Annotated in this window: 12 protein-coding genes; all 12 read left to right on the forward strand. The window is 64.0% G+C overall.

Annotated features, from left to right (window positions below):
• Positions 1-3 precede the first annotated feature (3 nt).
• The 12 genes from AC1DX6_RS18085 (at position 4) to AC1DX6_RS18140 (ending at position 18,016) form a co-directional block, all read left to right on the forward strand.
• Complete coding sequence (locus AC1DX6_RS18085; protein ID WP_477315701.1) at positions 4-1,644, forward strand: acyl-CoA synthetase; 1,641 nt, start codon at positions 4-6, stop codon at positions 1,642-1,644.
• A gap of 435 nt (positions 1,645-2,079) precedes the next feature.
• Positions 2,080-2,685, forward strand: coding sequence for a TetR/AcrR family transcriptional regulator (locus tag AC1DX6_RS18090; protein ID WP_477315703.1), 606 nt, complete (start codon positions 2,080-2,082; stop codon positions 2,683-2,685).
• Positions 2,686-2,741: 56 nt separating this feature from the next.
• Positions 2,742-3,881, forward strand: a complete 1,140-nt coding sequence (locus AC1DX6_RS18095) for an efflux RND transporter periplasmic adaptor subunit (protein ID WP_477315705.1) — start codon at positions 2,742-2,744, stop codon at positions 3,879-3,881.
• A 342-nt stretch (positions 3,882-4,223) separates the two neighbouring features.
• Positions 4,224-7,370: an efflux RND transporter permease subunit gene (locus AC1DX6_RS18100; RefSeq protein WP_477315707.1), complete on the forward strand. Its 3,147-nt coding sequence runs from the start codon at positions 4,224-4,226 to the stop codon at positions 7,368-7,370.
• A 123-nt stretch (positions 7,371-7,493) separates the two neighbouring features.
• Complete coding sequence (locus tag AC1DX6_RS18105) at positions 7,494-8,987, forward strand: aldehyde dehydrogenase family protein (RefSeq protein WP_477315709.1); 1,494 nt, start codon at positions 7,494-7,496, stop codon at positions 8,985-8,987.
• A 131-nt stretch (positions 8,988-9,118) separates the two neighbouring features.
• Entirely contained in the window at positions 9,119-10,474 is a 1,356-nt protein-coding gene (locus AC1DX6_RS18110) for an LLM class flavin-dependent oxidoreductase (protein ID WP_477315711.1), read from the forward strand.
• Between the two features lie 169 nt (positions 10,475-10,643).
• Positions 10,644-12,653 carry a CocE/NonD family hydrolase gene (locus AC1DX6_RS18115; protein WP_477315713.1) on the forward strand — a complete coding sequence of 670 codons (2,010 nt, stop codon included), beginning with the start codon at positions 10,644-10,646 and terminating at the stop codon, positions 12,651-12,653.
• Between the two features lie 16 nt (positions 12,654-12,669).
• Positions 12,670-13,620 carry an ABC transporter permease gene (locus AC1DX6_RS18120; RefSeq protein WP_477315715.1) on the forward strand — a complete coding sequence of 317 codons (951 nt, stop codon included), beginning with the start codon at positions 12,670-12,672 and terminating at the stop codon, positions 13,618-13,620.
• The gene (locus tag AC1DX6_RS18125; RefSeq protein ID WP_477315717.1) at positions 13,604-14,491 is read left to right on the forward strand and encodes an ABC transporter permease; all 888 of its coding nucleotides are present in this window, start codon (positions 13,604-13,606) and stop codon (positions 14,489-14,491) included. Before AC1DX6_RS18120 ends, AC1DX6_RS18125 begins: the two co-directional genes overlap by 17 nt.
• A complete protein-coding gene (locus AC1DX6_RS18130) occupies positions 14,488-15,453 on the forward strand; it encodes an ABC transporter ATP-binding protein (RefSeq protein ID WP_477315719.1) in 966 nt (321 codons plus the stop codon). The genes AC1DX6_RS18125 and AC1DX6_RS18130 overlap by 4 nt, the downstream gene beginning before the upstream one ends.
• Entirely contained in the window at positions 15,450-16,460 is a 1,011-nt protein-coding gene (locus AC1DX6_RS18135; protein ID WP_477315721.1) for an oligopeptide/dipeptide ABC transporter ATP-binding protein, read from the forward strand. Before AC1DX6_RS18130 ends, AC1DX6_RS18135 begins: the two co-directional genes overlap by 4 nt.
• On the forward strand, positions 16,457-18,016 hold the full coding sequence (locus tag AC1DX6_RS18140) for an ABC transporter substrate-binding protein (protein WP_477315723.1): 1,560 nt from the start codon (positions 16,457-16,459) through the stop codon (positions 18,014-18,016). The genes AC1DX6_RS18135 and AC1DX6_RS18140 overlap by 4 nt, the downstream gene beginning before the upstream one ends.
• Positions 18,017-18,062 lie beyond the last annotated feature (46 nt).

The raw sequence follows: 18,062 nt of genomic DNA on the forward strand, positions 1-18,062 counted from the left end.
GGGATGGGCAATCCCTATGAACAGGATCTCGGCAAGAACGCGGCGAACTATCAGCCGCTGACGCCGCTTACCTATCTGGAGCGGGCGGCCAGGACCTATCCCGACCACGTCGCCATCATCCATGGCCGCCAGCGCACCACCTACCGCGATTTCTGGCGCCGCTCGCTGAAGCTTGCCTCGGCACTCTGCAAGCACGGCATCGGCAAGGGCGATACGGTCACCGTCATGCTGTCCAACACGCCGCCGATGCTGGAAGCGCATTTCGGCGTGCCGATGACCAAGGCGGTGCTGCATTCGCTCAACACCCGCCTCGATGCCGCGGTCATCGCCTTCCAGCTCGACCATGCCGAAACCAAGGTGCTGTTCGTCGATCGCGAATTCGCCGGTGTCGTGAGCCAGGCGCTGGCATTGGCCAGCGTAAAACCGCTGGTCATCGACTATGACGATCCCGACTACGCCGCCGACGCGCCCTATCCGAAGGGCGAACGCATCGGCACGCTCGACTACGAGGAGTTTGTCGCCGGCGGCGACGAGGATTTCGCCTGGTCGATGCCGGACGATGAATGGGACGCCATCTCGCTCAACTACACCTCGGGCACGACGGGCAATCCCAAGGGCGTCGTCTATCATCATCGCGGCGCGGCGCTGATGGCCTACACCAACACCATCCATGCCGGCATGGCCAAGCACGCCGTCTATCTGTGGACGCTGCCGATGTTCCACTGCAATGGCTGGTGCTTTCCCTGGACGCTGGCCGTGCAGGCCGGCACCCATGTCTGCCTGCGCTGGGTGCGGCCGAAGCCGATCTACGACGCCATCGCCGACTATGGCGTCACCCACCTCTGCGGCGCGCCGGTCGTCATGTCGGTGCTGATCAATGCCAGGGACGAGGACAAGCGCGAATTCGCGCAGACCGTCACCTTCAACACCGCCGCGGCGCCGCCGCCGGAGACCGTGCTGTCGGGCATGGCCGATGCCGGCTTTGCCGTCACTCATCTCTATGGCCTGACCGAGACCTACGGACCGGCGGTGGTCAACGAATGGCACGGCGCCTGGGATGATCTCGACAAGGGATCGAGGGCGACGAAGAAGGCGAGACAAGGCGTGCGCTACGCCGCGCTTGAAGATCTCACGGTCATGGATCCTGAGACGATGCAAAAAACGCCGGCCGACGGCGAGACCATCGGCGAGGTGATGTTCCGCGGCAACATCGTCATGAAGGGCTATCTGAAGAACTGCAAGGCGAGCGACGAGGCCTTCGCCGGCGGCTGGTTCCATTCGGGCGACCTCGGCGTCATGCATGCCGATGGCTATATCCAGCTCAAGGACCGCTCCAAGGACATCATCATCTCCGGCGGCGAGAACATTTCTTCGATCGAAGTCGAGGATGCGCTCTACAAGCATCCGGCCGTGGCTTCCTGCGGCGTGGTGGCGAAGTCCGACGACAAATGGGGCGAGGTGCCGGTGGCCTATGTCGAGCTGAAGCCCGGCAAGACGGCGACCGAAGCCGAGATCATCGACCATTGCCGCGCGCTGCTCGCCCGCTTCAAGGTGCCGAAAGCGGTGGTGTTTGCGGAAATACCGAAGACTTCGACCGGCAAGATCCAGAAGTTCCGGTTGCGGGAGATGGCGAAGGGGGCTTAGCGTTGTCGCTACGGCCTCGACAATTTGCCGCGGCCTTATGACTTCGTCATCCTAGGGTGGAGCAGTCGCGAAGCGACGTCGCGGAAACCCTAGGATCCATGCCGTGACCTTGCGGCCGTGCTCCCGCGGTCGAGAATAGCCGGCTGCGGATTTTAGGCGTGTATCGGCGCAACTAATTGGTACCGCTGCATTCTTCGGCATGCATCGCGGCATGGATCCTAGGGTCTGCGCCGCGTCGCTTCGCTCCTTGCTCCGCCCTAGGATGACGATGGGAGGGGCGCCATTCGCCAACCTCGCAGGTGGCTGCTTCCACCGCCCACTGTCACCATCTGTCACCAATTATACGTGTACGTCGAATCCGCATTGACATCCCGCCTTTTTCAATTTACGACTGACGAAAATTGAAATTCGTCACTCGTTAATCGACAGAGAGCCATGTCAGAAGCTGCCAACATCGTGGCCGACCCCACCCGCCAGGAGAATGTGACACGCATTCTCGACTGCGCCGAGCGCCTGTTCCGCCACTACGGCTACGGCAAGACCAACGTCGCCGACATTGCGCGCGAACTCGGCATGTCGCCGGCCAATATCTATCGTTTCTTTGCCTCCAAGGTTGAAATCCACCAGGCCGTCTGCGGCCGCATGCTCGGCGCCAGCTACAAGATGGCCTACGAGATCTCCCGCCTGCCGATCAGCGCCGAGGAGCGGCTGCGCCGCTACGTGCACGCGCAGTACAAGATGACGATGGAGGTCATGCTCGACGACCAGAAGGTCCACGAGATGGTCATCGTCGCGCTCGAGCGCGACTGGGGCGTCATCGACAAGCATGTCGACAGCATCCACGACCTGTTCGCCGAGGTGATCCGCGACGGCATCGAGGCCGGTGAGTTCAGACAACAGGATCCGGTCATCGCGTCGCGCTGCTTTGGCGCCGCCACCGTCATTCTGTGCCATCCGCAGATGGTGGCGCAGTGCCTAGCCAAGACCAACCGGGCGATGCCCGACGACCTCATCGATTATGCGATCAAGGCTTTGAAATAGCCGCCACCCCGCCGGGTGCCGGTCTCGAAAGTTCATCTCCAGTCAGGAGTGCTAAAGTGTCTTTGTCCAGTTCCATCATCAGCAGGCTGCCAGTCGCTGGCCTGATCGTCGTCACGCTCGGGCTCGCCGGCTGCAGCCAGGAGAAGGCGGAAGTCAAGGACATCATCCGCCGGGTCAAGGTGGTCGAGATCGGCCAGGCCCAAACCAGCCGCGAACTCGACTATTCCGGCTCGGTGCGGGCTCGTACCGAAATGAATCTCGGCTTTCGCATCAGCGGCAAGATCACCGAGCGTCTGGTCGATATCGGCCAGCACGTGACCTCGGGTGACGTTCTCGCCCGCGTCGATCCCACCGACTACGAGCTTTCGGTCAAGAGCGCCAAGGCCAGCCTCGATGCCGCCGAGCGGCAGGTCGAGACGGTCGATCTGTCCAGGAAGCGCGCCGAGCAGCTTTTTGCCAAGAACTTCACCTCCAAGTCGCAGCTCGAACAGGCGACGCTGAGCTACAATCAAGCGGTTGCGACGCGCGATGCCGCCCGCTCGACGCTTGCCCAGGCGCAAAACCAGGTCCGCTATACCGATCTCAAGGCGGGCCAGAACGGCATCGTCACCGCTGTCAGCGCCGATGTCGGCCAGGTGGTCGGCGCCGGCACGCCGGTTGTGACCGTCGCTGTCGATGGTGAAAAGGAAGTGCTGATCGCCGTTCCGGAAATGGACATCGCCGAATTCAAGCCCGGCAAGGACGTCAAAGCGGGCTTCTGGTCCGACGATGCGCTGAGCCTCGACGGCAAGGTCCGCGAAGTCGCCGGCAGCGCCGATCCGCAATCGCGCACCTTTGCGGTTCGCGTCAGCCTGCCCGATGATCCGCGCGTGCTGCTGGGCATGACCGCCAACATTGAAGCCTCGGTGGCGAGCCGGCAGCAGGTGGTATCGATCCCGCTCAGCGCGCTTGCCGAAAAGGACGGCCAAAAGATCGTTTGGACAGTCGACCGCGGCAGCGACACGGTCCATCCGCGCCAAATCAAAGTTGCCGAGTTCACTGCCGACGGCGTCAGTGTCGCCGACGGGCTGAAGCCAGGCGACGTCGTCGTTGCCGCCGGCACCCAGTTCATGACCGAGAATCTGCAGGTCAAGCTGACCGGCGGTGCAGCGCAACAGTCGGCATCCGCTGAAGACGCGGCCAAGGCCCTGCGCTGACAAGAAGCAAACGAAAACCGGCTTTCATCGCAACGGCGCAAGCCGCGAGGTCAATCGGTTCATGGTTTCCGGGCGGCGAGTGCCCGATGGTCGAGATGCAAGGTTGATGTAACCCCCACATCGGCTCCGCGTCCCACCGCGATGAGTCTCTCCGCTCGGAAAGCCTCGCCGCCCGGAAGCCCAAAGCATGATCCCGAAAAGTGGAACCCGGTTTTCGGAAAAGATCATGCTCGAACAAGAAGATAGAGCCCCATCCCGAACCCGTCGGGATGGAACAGGCTCTAACAAATTCCACGAGCATGCACAGACGCGCTGACGATCAACTGGAATGGGCTGACGCCAATGACCACCGACACCAATGAAAAGCAGCCTTTCAACCTTTCGCGCTGGGCCATCGGCCATCCCTCCATCGCGCGCTTTCTGTTCGGTCTGATCATCATTGCCGGTGCGCTCGGCCTGATGCGCATGGGCCAGAAGGAAGATCCGGATTTCACCTTCCGCGTCATGGTCGTTCAGGCAATCTGGCCAGGCTCCTCGATCCAGGAGATGGAGGACCAGGTCGTTAACAAGATCGAGCGCAAGCTGCAGGAGACGCCGCATCTCGATTTCGTCCGCTCCTATACGCGCGCCGGCAGCGCCATCATCACCTTGCAGGTCAAGGGTGACACCAATCCGGCGCAGGTCGCCGACGCTTTCTACCAGGTGCGCAAGAAGGTCGGCGACATCGCCAGTGAATTGCCGCAGGGGCTGCTCGGGCCTTACTTCAACGATGAGTTCGGCGACACGTTCATCACGCTGCACTCGATCAGCGGCGATGGCTACAGCTATCCGGAGCTGAAGAAATTCGCCATCCAGGCGCGCGACATGCTGCTGACGACGCCGGGCGTCGAGAAGGCGGTCATCATCGGCGATCAGCCGGAGAAGATTTATATCGACGTGTCGTCGAAGGCGCTTGCCGAGCGCGGCCTGACGCTGACCGACCTGCAGAACGCGATCAAGGGCCAGAACAATGTCGATCCGGCGGGCTCGGTCGACACCGGTCTGCGTTCGGTTCGCATCTCGGTTGAAGGCGACGTGACCAAGGCGGCCGACATCAGGGAATTGCGCCTGCGCGCCGGCGGCCAGGTGACGCGTCTCGGCGACATCGCCACCGTGACCTCCGGCCTCGAGGATCCCTATCAGCGCAAATATCGCTTCAACGGCCACGAGAGCGTCCAGCTTGGCGTCGTCATGGCCAGGGGCTTCAACGTCACCGATGTCGGCACCGACGTCGAGGCGACCTACAAGCATTTCGAAGAGGCGTTGCCCTACGGCGTTTCGGTCGACCAGATTTCCGACCAGCCGGAAGTCGTCCGCGATGCCGTGAAGGAGTTCATGGAGGCGCTGGGCGAAGCGCTGCTGATCGTGCTTGCCGTCTCGCTGCTGTCGATCGGCTGGCGCTCCGGCCTGGTCATCGCCATCGCTATACCGCTGGTTCTCGCCGCCACCTTCGCCATCATGTACGAGCTCGGCATCGACCTGCAGCGCATTTCGCTCGGCGCGCTGATCATTGCGCTCGGCCTACTGGTCGATGACGCGATGATCGTCGTCGAGATGATGGAGCGCAAGCTCGAGGAAGGGCTGGTCAAGATCGACGCGGCGAGCTTCGCCTACTCCTCGACCGCCTTCCCGATGCTGACCGGCACGCTGATCACCACCGCCGGTTTCATTCCTGTCGGCTTCGCCGCCTCGACGGCCGGCGAATATGTCCGCACGCTGTTCTACGTCGTCGGCATCGCGCTGGTCGTGTCCTGGTTCGTGGCGGTCTATTTCACGCCATGGCTCGGCTACATGATCCTCAAGCAGCGCAAGCATGCCGGCAATCATCACGATGCCTTCGACACCGGCTTCTACCGGCGGCTGCGCGGCACGGTCGGCTGGGCCGTGCGCCACCGCATCATCGTGCTGGTGATGACACTGATGACCTTTGCCACCAGCTTGTGGGCATTCCAGTTCATCCCGCAGAATTTCTTCCCGCAATCGTCGCGTCCGGAAATCCTTGTCGACCTCTGGCTGCCGGAAGGCACCTCGATCAAGGAGGTGGAGACGCAGGCCAAGGCGCTGGAAGCCAAGATGATGGGCGACACCGACAAGCGCTTCATCGCCACCTATATCGGCGAAGGCGCACCGCGCTTCTTCCTGCCGCTCGACCAGCAGCTGCGCAATCCGAACTTCGCCCAGCTTCTGGTGATGGCCAATGACGAGCCAGCCCGCGAGCGGCTGATCGTCAAGCTGCGCACCATTCTGGCGGAAGATTTTCCGTCGATCCGCGGCAAGGTCGACCGTCTCTTCCTCGGCCCTCCCACAGGCTGGCCGGTGCAGATGCGCGTCATGGGCCCGGATCGCCAGGAGGTGCGCCGCATCGCCGACCAGGTGAAGGCGAAATTCGCGGAAAATCCGCTGCTCGGCGCTATTCATGACGACTGGCTGGAGCCGGTGCCGGCGATGAAGCTGGTCATCGACCAGGATCGCGCCCGTGCCCTCGGCGTCACCTCGCAGCGCATTCGCCAGATGCTGCAGGCAACCATGTCGGGCGCGCCGCTCGATGATTTCCGCGACGGCGAGGAGACGGTGTCTATCGTCGCCCGCGAACCGGATGCAAGCCGCAGCCTGCTGTCCTCGGTCGACTCGATCTCCATCCCGACCGATTTCGGCGGCTTCGTGCCGCTGTCGCAGGTGGCCAAGGTCGTCCCGGTGCTGGAGCAGGGCGTCGAATGGCGGCGCGACCGCCTGCCGACCATCTCAGTGCGCGCCACGCTGCCGGATAGCGTGCAGTCGAACGACGTCGTCACCAAACTGTACAACGACATAAAGGGCCTGCGCGACGGCCTCGCCCCCGGCTACAAGGTCGAGATCCAGGGCGGCGCCGAGGATTCGGCGGAAAGCCAGGCTTCGATCGCCGCCAAGGCGCCGATCATGCTGGCCATCATCGTCGTGCTGTTGATGATCCAGCTGCAGCATTTCGGCAAGGCGATGCTGGTGCTGGCCACCGGCCCGCTCGGCATCATCGGGGCTGCCGCCGCACTTCTGATCAGCGGCGCGCCGTTCGGCTTCGTCGCCATCCTCGGCGTCATCGCCCTGCTTGGCATCATCATGCGCAACTCGATCATCCTGGTCGATCAGATCGACCAGGACATCGCCAGAGGCATGGAACGCTCGGAGGCCATCATCGGCTCGGCCGTGCGCCGTTTCCGGCCGATCGTGCTGACGGCGATGACGGCGGTGCTGGCGCTGATCCCGATCTCGCGCGCCGTGTTCTGGGGCCCGCTCGCCTACGCCATGATGGGCGGCATCCTGGTTGCCACCGTGCTGACCATCCTTGTCCTGCCGGCAGGCTACGCGCTGTTCTTCGGCCGCGAGCCCAAGAAGGCTGCGTCCACCGAACAGGCGGTCGAGGCCGAGCCGGTACAGGACAACGAAGCGCCGCAACTGGCCCTGGCAGCCGAGTGATCCTTGCTGGCGCATAGGATGCGCCGGTCAAAAAATGCTAGAACGCCGTACGTTTGACGTGCGGCGTTCTGGCTTTCTCCATCGCGGGCGGCCATGTACCGGCCTGTCGCGAGGAGGAAGATCATGACCCTGGCCCAGACCTCGATCGCCCTGCGCTATCAGCTCGATGGACGCCATCGCCAGATGTTCATCGATGGCGCCTGGGTCGATGCCCGTTCAGGCCTGACCATGGAGACCCGCAATCCGGCCACAGGCGCGGTTCTCGCCACGGTGCCGCGCGGCGATCGCCACGACATCGACCTCGCCGTCGCGGCAGCGCGAAAAGCCTTCGACGGACCATGGAGCCGCTTCAAGCCCTATGAGCGGCAGGTGCTGCTGCTGAAGATTGCCGACCTCTTCGAAAAGCATTGGGAAGAGATCAGCCGCTCCGACACGTCAGATATGGGCATGCCGATCGTGCGCACCCGCGCCAACCGCAATCGCGTCATCGGCATGCTGCGCTATTACGCAGGCATGGCGACAGCGCTGCATGGCGAGACCATCGAGAACTCGCTACCCGGCGAAGTCGTGTCCTTCACTCGCAAGGAACCGGTCGGCGTCGTCGGCGCCATCATTCCGTGGAACGCGCCGACTGCAGCCTCGATCTGGAAGATCGGCCCGGCGCTCGCCACCGGCTGCACCATCGTGCTCAAGCCTTCGGAAGAAGCGCCGCTGACGCCGCTGCTGATCGCCGACATCATGAACGAGGCCGGCGTTCCCTCAGGCGTCGTCAACATCGTCACCGGAACCGGCGCCGAGGCAGGCGCGGCACTGGCCGAACATATGGGCGTCGACAAGATCGTCTTCACCGGCTCGACCGCGACCGGCCAGTCGATCATCCGGGCCTCGGCCGGCAACCTCAAGCGCGTCTCGCTGGAACTCGGCGGCAAGTCGCCGGTCATCGTCTGCGCCGATGCCGATCTCGACAAAGCGGTGCCGGTGGCGGCGATGTCGGTGTTCGCCAATTCCGGCCAGATCTGCATCGCCGGCTCGCGCCTGTTCGTAGAGCGCTCGATCCATGACGAGTTCGTCGCGCGGCTGGCCGCCTACGCCAAGGGTCTCAGGATCGGCGACGGCATCGACCCGGCAACCGAGATCGGTCCGCTCGTGTCGGAGAAACAGCTGCAACGGGTCACGGGTTATCTCGAGGCCGGCACGGCCGAAGGCGCGACGCTGGTCACCGGCGGCGCCCGCCTCACCGAAGGCGCGCTCGCCGCCGGCAACTTCGTCGCGCCGACGGTCTTTGCCGGCGTTTCCGACGACATGAAGATCGCCCGCGAAGAAATCTTCGGGCCGGTCATCTCGGCGCTGCCCTTCGATACGCTGGACGAGGCGGTCGAGCGGGCCAACAACACGCCCTATGGTCTTGCCGCCGGGGTGTTCACGCAGAATGTCGCCACGGCGCACCAGCTGTCGCGAAAGATCCGCGCCGGCTCGGTCTGGGTCAACACCTATCACGCCATCGATCCGGCCGTGCCCTTCGGCGGCTACAAGATGAGCGGCTACGGCCGCGAAGGCGGGGCCGAGCATCTCGGCGAATATCTCAACACCAAGGGCGTGTTCATCAAGATAGATTGAACGGCCGCCCGTACGAAAATGCTCAGCAGTAAGGGTTTTGCGAAACAGAATTCCTTTCCAGCATGGCAAAGCCGTCCGATCCTGTATCGATATCGGAGCGGTAGCGCTCGTCCACGTCAGGTGATCATCCCATGGCAGACAACAGGCAATTGCGGCTCGGCGCCTTCATGCGCCCGGTCAGTCTTCACACCGGCGCCTGGCGCTACCCCGGCGCCTATCCCGATGCCAACTTCAACTTCGCGCATCTGAAGCGTTTCGCGCAGACGCTGGAGGCGGCCAAGTTCGACGCCTTCTTCATGGCCGATCATCTGGCCGTGCTCAACATGCCGATCGAGGCGCTGCGGCGCAGCCATACGGTGACGTCGTTCGAGCCGTTCACCCTGCTGTCGGCGCTCGCCGCAGTCACCGATCACATCGGCCTGGTCGCCACTGCCTCGACAACCTTCGACGCGCCCTATCACATTGCCCGCCGCTTCGCCTCGCTCGACCATATCAGCGGTGGCCGCGCCGGCTGGAACATCGTCACCACGTCCAACCCTGACGCGGCACTGAATTTCGGCCTCGACGAGCATGTCGAGCATGACGAGCGCTATCAGCGGGCGCGCGAATTCTACGATGTCGTCACCGGCCTGTGGGACAGCTTTGCCGACGATGCCTTTATCCGCGACGCCGAAAGCGGGCTCTATTTCGATCCGGAGAAGCTGCATGTGCTCGACCACAAGGGCGAGCATCTCTCGGTGCGCGGGCCGCTCAACATAGCGCGGCCGGTGCAGGGCTGGCCGGTCATCGTCCAGGCCGGCGCGTCGGAGGCGGGACGGCAGCTGGCGGCCGAAACGGCGGAAGTCATTTTCGCCGCCCACGCCGATCTCGCGGCCGGGCAGCGCTTCTTTGCCGACGTCAAGGGCCGCGCGCAAAAGCTCGGCCGCTCGCGCGACGACATCAAGATCCTGCCCGGCGCCTTTGTCATCGTCGGCGACAGCATCGAGGAGGCGCAGGCCAAGCGGGCGAAGCTCGACAGCCTCGTATACTACGAGAGCGGCATTGCCTCGGTGTCGATTGCGCTCGGCCATGATGCATCGGGTTTCGATCCGGACACAGCGCTGCCCGAGATACCCGAGACCAACGCCTCGAAGAGCAGCCGCGAGCGCGTCATCGAACTGGCACGCACGGAAAATCTGACCGTCCGCCAACTGGCGCAGCGGCTGGGCGGCTATTCCGGTCTCGCTTTCGTCGGCACGCCGAAGACGATCGCCGACGAGATGGAAGAGTGGCTGGTCACCGAGGGCTCCGACGGGTTCAACATCATGTTTCCCTATCTGCCCGCCGGCCTCGACGACTTCGCCGAAAAAGTAGTGCCGGAACTGCAGCGGCGAGGGCTCTTCCGACGCGAATATGAGGGCAGGACCTTGCGCGAGAACCTCGGCCTGAAGCGGCCGCCGAACCGGTTCTTCGAAGGCTCCGAAGCGGTGATCCGCAAGGCTGGCTGACTTTCAACGAAACCCATTGTCAGGCATTCTGAATGGCCACGCCCCTGTACGGGCGTGGGCCATCCCGCCCTATTTGGTCTTGTCCGTGCCAAAATGCGCGAAGCGGGATTGCGCGTTAAATCGCCTTGTTGTACGAACGTTCAACAAGGCGATTTAACGAGTACCTGCCGTGGTACGAACCGAGTTCCCCTTTGCCGTCGAAACCGTCGATCCGCTGTGGATCACGCTGGCTGACGGCACGCGCATCGCAGCGACTTTGTGGCGTCCACGCACCGACGCCAAGGTGCCGGTGGTCGTCGAGATGGTGCCGTATCGCCGCCGCGACGGCACAGTAGCGCGAGATCTCGACATCCATCCCTGGCTTGCCGGGCACGGCATCGCCTGCGCCCGCATCGATATCAGGGGCTCGGGCGATTCCGATGGCGACCTGGCCGACGAATATCTGCCGCGCGAACAGCTGGACGCCTGCGAGATCATTGCCCATCTGGCGGCACTGCCCTGGTGCAACGGCAATGTCGGCATGACCGGCATTTCCTGGGGCGGTTTCAACGCACTGCAGGTCGCGGCACTCCGACCGCCGGCCTTGAAGGCGATCATCGCCAACTGCGCCACTGACGACCGCTATGCCGACGATATCCACTATATGGGCGGCGCGCTGCTGACCGAGCAGGAGATGTGGTCGAACTTCATGCTGGTGAAGAAGGCGATGGCGCCCGACCCGCAGATCGTCGGGGATGCCTGGCGCGCCATGTGGGAAAGCCGTCTTGCCGCAACAAGCTCGCTGTCGGAAATCTGGCTCGCGCATCAGCGCCGCGACGATTACTGGCGGCAAGGTTCGGTCTGCGAAGATCACGCCGCGATCGAATGCGCGGTCATGGCCGTCTGCGGCTGGGAGGACAGCTACTCCAATTTCGTGCCGCGCCTGCTCGAACATCTGCCGGGGCCGAAGCTCGGCATTGTAGGCCCGTGGTCGCATGCCTATCCCTGCCGCGGCGCGCCGGGGCCGCTGATCGGCTATCTCCAGGAGGCGCTGCGCTGGTGGCGTCATTGGCTCGTCGGCGAAGACACCGGCATCATGGACGAGCCGCTCTACCGCGTCTGGATCACCGGCGAGGAACGGCCACAACCTTATTATCTCCCTGACCATGCCGGTAGTTGGGCCGCAGAGGATCAGTGGCCGTCGCCGCGCATCGAGCGCCGCGCGCTGCATCTCAACGCCGCCGGGTTGGGCAGCAAAGCGGTGCCCGGCGCGACGCTTTCCGTCCGCTCCCCCGCCAACGCCGGGCGCGACTGCGGCCGCTGGGGCGGCTATGGTGGCTCTTGTCCTGATATGCCCATTGACCAGCGCCGCGAGGACGGCATGGCGCTGTGCTTTGACACGCCGCCGCTGGACGACGACCTGACCTTGCTCGGCGCAGCGGAACTGGACCTGCTCGTCAGCGTCGACCAGCCGCATGTCAATCTCGCCGCCCGGCTTTGCGATGTCTATCCCAACGGCACCTCGGCGCTGATGACCTATGGCGTGCTCAACCTCAGCCACCGCGACAGCCACGAGCATCCGACGCCATGCCCGGTCGCAACACCGTTTCGCGTGCGGCTGAAGCTCAACGATTTCGCCCGCACTGTGCCCAAGGGGCATCGCATCCGGCTGGCGCTCGCCAACCAGCACTGGCCGATCCTGTGGCCGCAGCCGACACTGTCGACCCTGTCGGTGGCGAGCGGCGACAGCAGGATCATGCTGCCGGTGCGCTCGCCGTCAGAACGCGACCGCGACGTGCGCTTCGAGCCGGCCGAAACCGCGCCGCCAGTGCCCACCACGACCTTCGACGACGGCTTCGACCGCCGCATCGTCACCGAGGATGTCGGTTCGGGCGTGCAAACTATCGCGCTGACCTCCGACCATGGCCGCAGGCGCTATGACGACCGCGGCATCACCGTGTCCTCGGCCAACGGCGACACGATGAGCATCCGCACCGACGATCCGCTGTCGGCGAAACTTGTCACCGAATATCACTGGGCCATCGCCAGCGCCGACGCCGACACCGAGGCGATGGCGGTCACCGAGCTGACGGCTGACGAAACCCATTTCAATTTGAGCTGGCGGCTCGAAGCGCGAGAACGGGGCACGCTGGTCCACAGCGCCTCGGCAACGCGGCGCATCAGGCGCGATTTCGCCTGAGGAGGGGAGGCAGACCATGCTTGCATATGCAGTGAAGCGCATCGGTCTCGGCCTCCTGATCCTCGTCTTCGTCATGGTCGCCATGTATGCGGCGGTCTTCCTCGTACCCGGCGATCCGGCGAGCGTCGCGCTCGGGCCACGTGCCACGCCGGAATTGAAAAAACTGCTGATCGACCGCATGGGGCTCGACCAGCCGGTCTGGTGGCAGATCGTCGAATTCTTCCGCAACGCGCTGACCGGCAATCTCGGCTACGACGTCTGGTCGAACCGGCCGGTTTCCACCCTGGTCATGGAGGCGCTGCCGAACACACTGATCCTCGGCCTGACCGCGCTCACCGTCGCCCTTGTCATAGGCGTTCCGCTCGGCTGTCTCTCGGTGATGCGGCGCGGCACACTTGCCGATGCCGTCATCGGCGTCCTCTCCGTCGGCGTCATCGCCGTGCCGTCCTTTGTCGTCGCCATCTATTCGCTATTGCTCTTTGCCGTCACTTTGCGCTGGCTGCCGGCCATCGGCGCCGGCGAGGCCGGTGACATCGTCAGCCAGGCCAAGGCGCTGGTGCTGCCGGCCGCGGCCATCGCGCTCGGTTGGATCGGCTACATCGCCCGCATGGTGCGCGCCTCGATGATGGAGGTGATGGGCGAGCCGCACATCCGCACCGCGCGCTCGTTTGGTTTGCCTGAATGGAAGATCGTTTCCAAATACGCGCTGCGCATCGCCATCATCCCGACCATCTCGCTGGTCGCCGTCGGCCTCGGCAGCATCCTGTCCAGCGCCGTCTTCGTCGAAGCGGTGTTCGCCCGGCCCGGCATCGGCAAATTGATCACCGATGCCGTCAACACCCGCAACTATCCCGTCGTCATGGGCACGGTGCTGATCATGACCGCCATCTACGTTTCCATCACTATTGCCGCCGATCTGCTGATCGCGCGGCTCGATCCGAGGGTGCGCGATGTCTTCCGTGGCTGACGTCTCGCTCTCCATACCGGACCGACAACGGTTTCCGCTGCTGCGTGCGCTGCTTGCCGATCCGTTCACCTGCGTCGCCCTGATCCTGGTCACCAGCTTCCTGATCACCGCCACCTTCGCGCCATGGCTGGCGCCCTATTCACCGATCAAGATCGACGTGCTGCACAAGCTGCAACCGCCATCTCTAGCCCATTGGTTCGGCACCGATCATCTCGGCCGCGATCTCCTGTCGCGTGTCATCTATGGTGCGCGCACGGCGTTGACCATCGCCATGGTGTCGGTGGCCATTGCCGGCGCCATCGGCCTGCTGCTCGGGCTGATCGCCGGCTACGGCCCGCGCTGGCTCGACGCCATTCTGGTGCTGACCTTCGACAGCCTGAATTCGCTGCCGATGATCATGTTCGCTCTCGCCATCATCACCGTGCTCGGCGCCGGCACCGGCACGCTGATCATCGTCATCGCCGCGACCTCGTTTCCGAGCTACGCCAGGCTGATCCGGGCGCAGACGCTGGCGCTGAAGAACAGCGATTACATCCTCGCCGAGCGCCTGCTCGACGCCGGCGCGGCGCGCATCATCTTCATCCACCTTCTGCCCAATGTCGTTGGGCCGTTGATCATCCTTTTGTCGATGGACATCCCGGTCGTTATCATGGTCGAGGCGGGCCTGAGCTTCCTCGGCCTCGGCGTGCGGCCACCGACGCCGTCCTGGGGCTCGATCCTCTATGACGGCTACACCTCGATCCGCTCGGCACCGTTCATGGTCATCTTCGGCGGCCTGCCTTTGGTGCTGGCAACGCTCGGCTTCACCTTCCTCGGCGAAGGCCTGCGCGACTATCTCGACCCGCGCCTGCAGTTGCGGAGGCCGGCATGACCGGCTCGCTTTCCGCCATCGATCTCAGCGTCCGCTATGAGACGCCGCATGGCGCGGTGCACGCGCTGCGCCATGTCGATATCGAAGCGCATCCCGGCGAGGTGATCGGCATCGTCGGCGAAAGCGGCTGCGGCAAGTCCACGCTGGTCACCGCTTTGGCAAACCTGCTGCCGGCCAACGCCCGCATCGATGGCTCGATCAGCTACAACGGCGTCGACCTGGTAAAGCTCGACGCAAACCATCAGCGCCTGCTGCGCGGCGACGAGATCGCGCTGGTCAGCCAGGATCCGATGACCGCCTTCAACCCGGTGCTGACCATCGGCGACCAGCTCGTCGATTTCCAGCACCACCGCAAGGATCTCGGCCGCGGTGAAAAGCGAGCGCGGATCGCCGCCATGCTCGGCCGTGTCGGCATCTCGGACGCCGAACGGCGGATGAACAGCTATCCGCACGAACTCTCGGGCGGCATGCGCCAGCGCGTGGCGATCGCCGCCGCATTGCTGACCGATCCCGGCCTGCTCATCGCCGACGAGCCGACGACGGCGCTCGATGTGACTATGGAGGCGCAGATCATCCATCTGCTGCGCGAACTCCGGCGCGAATACAACGGCATCATCATCGTCGTCTCGCATCATCTCGGCGTCATCGCCGAACTCTGCGACCGCGTCTATGTCATGTATGCCGGCGAGGTGGTCGAGGGCGGCGAGGTGGACGCCATCTTCCACGACGCGAGGCACCCTTACACGCAAGCGTTGCTCGCCTGCGATCCGGCTCGTTTTCATGAAAAGCTGGACCGGCTGCCGACCATTCCCGGCACTTTGCCAAACCTGACGCAGCCGCCGTCCGGATGCGTCTACGCACCGCGCTGTGATCGCGCCTTCGCACCATGCGGCTCGGTTTCGCCGCCGCTGGTGAAGCTCTCCGCCTCGCATGTTGCACGTTGCCATGCGGTGACGCCATGAGCCCGCTGCTTGCCGTCGAGGATCTGTCGGTCAGCTTTGCCCGTGGCGGCTTGCTCAACCGGCTGCTCAATCCGTTCCCGCTGCCGGGCTTCAACGTCATCGACGGCGTGACGCTGTCGCTGATGCCGGGCGAGACGCTCGGGCTGGTCGGCGAATCCGGTTCCGGCAAGACCACGCTCGCCCGCACCATCCTCGGCCTTGTCCGCGCAGCTGCCGGCCGCATCACCTTCGAGGGCAGGGACGTGGCGACAGCGGCCGACTTTCGCGCCATGCGCCGGCGTTCGGCGATGATGTTCCAGGACCCGGTGGCGTCGCTCAGCCCGCGTCTGCGTATCGGCACGCTGCTCACCGAACCGCAGATCATTCAGGGGCTGCCAATGCCGGACCGCCGCGCCGCGGCAAAAGCGCTGCTGGCGCTGGTCGGGCTGCCAGCCTCCTTCGTCGATCGCTTCCCGCATGAACTGTCCGGCGGTCAGGCGCGCCGTGTCGGAGTCGCCCGGGCGCTGGCGATGAAGCCGCATCTGCTGCTCGCCGACGAACCGACCGCCGGCCTCGATGTTTCGGTGCAAGGCGATGTCCTGAACCTTATCGGTGAGCTGAAGCGCGAACTCGGTTTCGCCGCCATGATCGTCACCCACAATTTGGCGATGATCCGCCATGTCAGCGATCGCCTGGCCATCATGTATCTCGGCCGGCTGGTCGAGACCGGACCGACGCAGGAGGTGTTTTCGGCGCCGATGCATCCCTACACCGCGACGCTGATCCAGTCCGAGCCGATCCCCGACCCGCGCCAGCGCAGCCACGGCCCCGCCGTCAGCGGTGAGATACCGAGCGTCTTCCGGCGACCCACGGGCTGCGAATTCCACACGCGCTGCCCGATCGCGCAGCAGCGCTGCAAGGCCGAGGCACCGGCCTATCGACAGATCGGCGCACAGCGAATGGTGCGCTGTCATTTCCCGCTTGAGAGCGGCGGGCCACGAAACCAACCAAAGGGGAAACTGCCATGACGTGGAACATCGACAGACGTGCATTCCTGAAAGCGGCCGGCGCGCTTGGTGTCGGCCTGGCGATGAAGCCCGGCTTTGCCTGGTCGGCCGACGGCGACACGCTGCGCATCCGCATGGACGGCGATCTGCAGACACTCGACCCCGCCTTCATGATCGGTGGCATCGAGGACGTCATCATGCGCGGCATCTATGTGTCGCTGAACCGCCTCGGCGATCTCAGGGAAGGTTCGCCCTGGTCGCTCTGGGGCGCCGAGAAGCTGGAGCTGACCGATCCGAAGACCATCGCCTTTACCCTGATCGACGGGCTGAAATGGTCGAACGGTCTTGGCCCGGTCACCGCCGAGGACGTCAAATTCTCCTACGAGCGCATTGCCGATCCAAAACTGTCGTCGCCCTGGGCCTACCAGTTCGAAAAGCTCGACCGTGTCGAAGTCGTCGATGCCAAATCCGGCATCATCCATCTCAAGGACCCGTATCAGCCGATCTTCGTCACCAGCCTGCCCTACTATGGCGGCCACATCATCAGCCGCGCCGGCACCGAAAAGGCCGGCGGCAAGTTCACCACCGAGCCGCCGGCGACATGCGGTCCCTATCTCTTCAGCAAGTGGGAGCAGAAGCAGAAGGTGACGCTCACCGCCAATCCGGACTGGCCGGGGCCGAAGCCGGATTTCGGCACGGTCGAGATCTTTATCGTCGCCGACGATCAGGCGGCACAACTCGCCTACGAGGCCGACGCCTTCGACTACACCAAGATCGCCATTTCGGCGACCAAGGCGGTCAAGGCCAGCCCGCCTGCCAACACCGCGGTGATCGAGGCGCAGTCGACCCGCTATGTCTGGCTGACCATCAACATGCTCAGCCCGCGGCTCAAGGACCTGAAGGTGCGGCAAGCCGTGCAGTATGGCGTCGATGTCGGCCAGATACTCACCGGCGTCTATGACGACCTCACCAAGCGATCCACCGGCGTCGTCCAGCCCGGCACCAAATTCGCCCGCGCCAGCAATCTGATCGCGGCACCCGACTACGAAAAGTCCGCCGCATTGCTCACCGAAGCTGGCGTCAGCGACCTGTCGTTGACCTTGACGGTGATGAACGATTCGATCCGCACCGCGACGGCGCAGATCATCCAGGCCAGTCTCGAACAGGCCGGCATCAAGGTCGAGATTCAGCCCTACGACGAAGCGGCCTTCTGGGGCGTCGGCGACAAGACGCAAGGTGACGGCTACAAGAACATCGACCTTGCCCTGATGGACTTCGCCGGTGGTGTCGACCCGTCGGAAAACCTGGTCTGGTTCCGCCCCGACCAGATCGGCGCCTACAACTGGTCTGGCTTCGACAGTCCTGAATTCGAAACCAGCTACCAGCAACTGGTGGCCGAAAGCGATCAGGCCAAGCGCGTCGCCCTGTCCAACCGGATGGAGGATTTAATGGAGCAATCCGGCGGCTTCGTCTTCATCTGCCACCAGCCGCTGGTCGTCATCCACAAGACCAGTTTCGAACCGGTGATTTACCCCGACGGCCACCCCAATCCGGTGCTGTTCAAGAAGAAGGCTTGATCGCCTCCGTGGACAGGAAAGGCGCAATCGACTAGCTGGGTTCATG

The organism is Mesorhizobium sp. P2_C4, assembly GCF_056404575.1.